This is a genomic window from uncultured Frigoribacterium sp., assembly GCF_963515265.1.
Taxonomy (GTDB): domain Bacteria; phylum Actinomycetota; class Actinomycetes; order Actinomycetales; family Microbacteriaceae; genus Frigoribacterium.
This window is the reverse complement of record NZ_CAUPYL010000238.1, coordinates 1-3,390: the sequence shown is the minus strand read 5'-3', so window position 1 is coordinate 3,390 and position 3,390 is coordinate 1. Positions and strand designations below refer to the sequence as shown.

Genomic DNA, 3,390 nt, shown 5'->3' with positions numbered 1-3,390 from the left:
GGCGAGGGGCCCGCGACCGCCGGCCGCGCCGGTGCTCGTGCCGGCGTCGTTCCCGCCGCTGCCTGCGCCGCCTGCGGGGGGCGTGCTCGGCGTTCCCGCACCGGGGTCGGTGACCGGCGGCTCGACCGGGGGCACCTCGGCGGCGAGCAGGGCGAAGGTGCCCAGGGTGCGGTCGACGTACGCGACGAACTCGGTCGGGTCTCCGGCGCCCGTCACCGCGAGGCGGTACGTGGTCCCGGGCATCAGGTCGGCGAACACGAAGCGGCCGGCTGCGTCGGTGGTGGCGGTCGCCACGGGCACGTCGCTGCCGACCGGGAGGACGCTCACCACGACGCCGGGGGCGAGTGCACCGGCCGAGTCGACGACCGTGCCGTCCACGGCGACGGCCGCGGCCGTGGGCACGACGAGGACGAAGGGCGCGGGCGTCTCGCCCAGCTCGGGCGCCGTGAACGGGATGGGGTGCTCGGCGTCGTCCCCGACGACGACCACGTAGTCGGCGCCGGGCGTGAGCCCGCCGGCCTCGAAGCTGCCGTCGGGACCGGTCACCACCGACACGTCGGGGCCAGTCGGCTGCGCGGTGCCCTCGTCGGGCACCGGGATGAAGTCGAGCGTCTCGTTCGCCGCGGGCGTGCCGTCGGCGTTCGCGACCGTGCCGGTGACGTCGACCGTCGGGGCCGGGGCGTCGACGTCGTAGAAGGTGGTCACGTCGGCGTCGGGGTCGTCCGGCGCGATGGCCTTGAACTCCGTCCCCGAGGCCACGTCGACGACCGAGTACAGGCCGTCGGGGTCGAGCCCGGCGAACTCGAACGTGCCGTCGGCGCCGGTCGTCGTCGTCCCGAGCGGGTCGGTGTCGCCGTCCCCGAAGAGCTGGACCACGCGGTCGGGGGCGCGCTGGCCGTCGACCGTCACGACACCGGTGAGGACGGCGATCGCCGGAGACGCCACGACGGTCGGGAAGGCGAAGTCCAGCCCGCCCTGGTCAGCAGTGGCGAGGGAGAAGGGCAGGGCCGCGGCGGGAGCGGAGCCGTCCGGTGCGGCGATCGACACCGAGTAGCCGGGAGCGGCGACCAGGGCACCGAACGAGTACGTCCCGTCCGGGCCCGTCTCCGTCGTCCCGACGACGTCGCCCGCGGCGTTCGTCACGGTCACGCGGGCGCCCGCGTACGGCGTCGCCGTCTCGCCCGTGCCCACGGTCGCCGTCCCCGAGGCGCTGAACGTCTTGGTGGCGAACCAGGTCTGGTACACGGGGAACCCGCTGCGCTGCTGGTACGTGATGGTCAGCGTCTCGAGCGGCACGCTCGGGCTGAACCAGCCGGCCGCGCCCTCGGTGTCGGCGGCGGAGGGGTTGCCGACCAGGGTCGCCGTGGCGGCGTCCCAGCGCGGCTGGTCGCCGGTGCCGGCGCTGTCGCACGACGGGGTGCCCGTGCCGGCGCAGTAGTTGTAGGTGCCCTGGAAGCCGAGCTGCGCCGCCGTCACGACCGCGCCTCCGACGCCCGTGGCCGTGATCGTCGCCTGGTCGGCGTCGATGTCGCCGAGCACGAACGACCAGCCGGACGACGGCGTGGCCGACTCGAACGAGTAGGTGGTCACGGCGGCGCCGGCCGCGGCCGGCGAGTCCTGTGAGGGCCGCTGGTTCAGGTACGGCAGGCCGCGGCTGGTGCCGTACTGGGCGCCGGGCGGCGTCGAGGCCGCCTGCCACGTGCTCGAGCCGCTCGGGACCGTCGCCTGCCGTGAGGTCGAGGTGAAGGTCGTGACGGGGAACCCGCCCGCCAGCGTCATCGTCCCGATGTAGGCGCGTGCCGAGCCGGAGACCTGGAACTCGCCCCAGGACGAGCCCTGGGCGGCGGAGGCGCCGGTCGCGCCCCCGAGGGCGAGGGCCAGGGCGACGACGCCGGTGGTGGTGGCGGAGGCGAGGCCGCGGAGCGAGGCTCGACGCGGCAGCCGCGAGGTCCGGCCAGAACGGGCGGTGGAACGGTCGAGCATGCGGGCCTCCCAGACGGGGGCCGTGGTGCCCCCGGCTGAGGTTATTTCACGAAGGGCCCGCTTGTCACCCGCTGGCCGGATCGCGAGCACGAGAGGCCCCTGCGGTCAGGGGGATCACGTCGCCGTGACGTCCCCCGACCGGCGGTCTAGCGCTTCTTGACGTTCGAGACCGCGTCCTCGGAGTGCGACGCGGTGCCGCTCTTGGCCTTCTTGTCCGCGCGCTTCTCCTTGAGGCTGCGGACTGCGACCTTCGCGGTGGTCTTCTTCGCTGATTTCTCTGCCATGGTGGTGCCTCCGTCTCGGACCGAGCTGGTCCGGTGCGCGGAGCCTACGGGCACATCGTCCCCGCCCTGCCCTCGCCGGGCACTCTCACGGCTCGTGCACCGACGACGCGGTCCGTGCCCCTCGACCCGGGCGGTCCGTCCCACGGTCGCGCGCGGGTCGGTCGCGGTCACGCCGATCCCTCGGTAGCGTGGACCGAACGTCGACGCGCCCAGGTGCGACGCCGGGCCCGAGCAGGACGCGCAGCACCTCGGCCTCGCGCTCGCCGAGGGCTCCTCGTCGGCGCCCACGCCGCCCTGACCCCGCGTCGTGCCGTCCTCAGCCCAGGAACCACGATGACCGACGACGTCACGACCCCCACGCCCGGAACGCCTGCCGCGCCCACGCCCGGCACCCCCGCTCCGCCCACGCGCACCGAGCGGCTCGACGAGCTGCCGTTCACCCGCAAGCACGGGCGCCTGCTCGTCGGCTCGGGCCTCGGCTGGGCCCTCGACGCGCTCGACGTCGGACTCTTGTCGTTCGTCATCGCCCAGCTCGCGGTCGTGTGGAGCAGCGACAAGGGGGCCCTCGCGTTCGTCGCCTCGGCCGGCTTCGCGGGCATGGCGATCGGCGCGGCCGTCGGCGGGTCGCTCTCCGACCGGCTCGGCCGCAAGACGGTGTTCGCCCTGACCTTGCTCGTCTACGGCCTCGCGACGGGCCTCAGCGCCCTCAGCTGGTCGGTGGGGGCGCTGCTGGTGCTCCGCTTCGTGGTCGGGCTCGGCCTCGGCGCCGAGCTGCCGGTGGCCTCGACCCTCGTGTCGGAGTTCTCGCCCCGCCGCATCCGCGGCCGTGTCGTCGTGCTGCTCGAGGCGTTCTGGGCCCTCGGCTCGGTCGCCGCCGCGCTGGTCGGCTGGCTGGTGATCCCCCTGAGCGACGACGGCTGGCGCTGGGCGCTCCTGATCGGCGCGCTGCCGGCCCTCTACGCCGTGTTCGTGCGGCTGCGGATGCCCGAGTCGGTGCGGTTCCTCGAGGCGAGGGGGCGGCACGACGAGGCCGAGCGGACGGTGCGCGCGTTCGAGGAGGCGGCGGGCGTGACCGAGCCCGCCGCCGCATCGCGAGCGGCGGCCGCCCCGAGCCCTGCCGACC

3 protein-coding genes are annotated in these 3,390 nt (G+C 75.1%); 1 reads left to right on the top strand and 2 read right to left on the bottom strand.

Features of this window, described 5'->3' with window-relative positions:
- Together RWM17_RS13240 and RWM17_RS13235 are read right to left on the bottom strand one after the other, a co-directional pair.
- Positions 1-1,983, bottom strand: a 1,983-nt coding sequence (locus tag RWM17_RS13240; protein WP_314104405.1) for a carboxypeptidase-like regulatory domain-containing protein, incomplete at its 3' end; no start/stop codon positions are given.
- 146 nt (positions 1,984-2,129) lie between these two features.
- On the bottom strand, positions 2,130-2,267 hold the full coding sequence (locus RWM17_RS13235; protein WP_166644753.1) for a hypothetical protein: 138 nt from the start codon (positions 2,265-2,267) through the stop codon (positions 2,130-2,132).
- 333 nt (positions 2,268-2,600) lie between these two features.
- Between RWM17_RS13235 and RWM17_RS13230 the strand changes: the two genes are divergently transcribed.
- On the top strand, positions 2,601-3,390 hold a 790-nt coding region (locus tag RWM17_RS13230), incomplete at its 3' end, for an MFS transporter (protein ID WP_314104402.1).

Bases quoted from the DNA above. Each gene is read 5' to 3' on its own strand.
- RWM17_RS13235 (WP_166644753.1), bottom strand. From the start codon at position 2,267: ATGGCAGAGAAATCAGCGAAGAAGACCACCGCGAAGGTCGCAGTCCGC.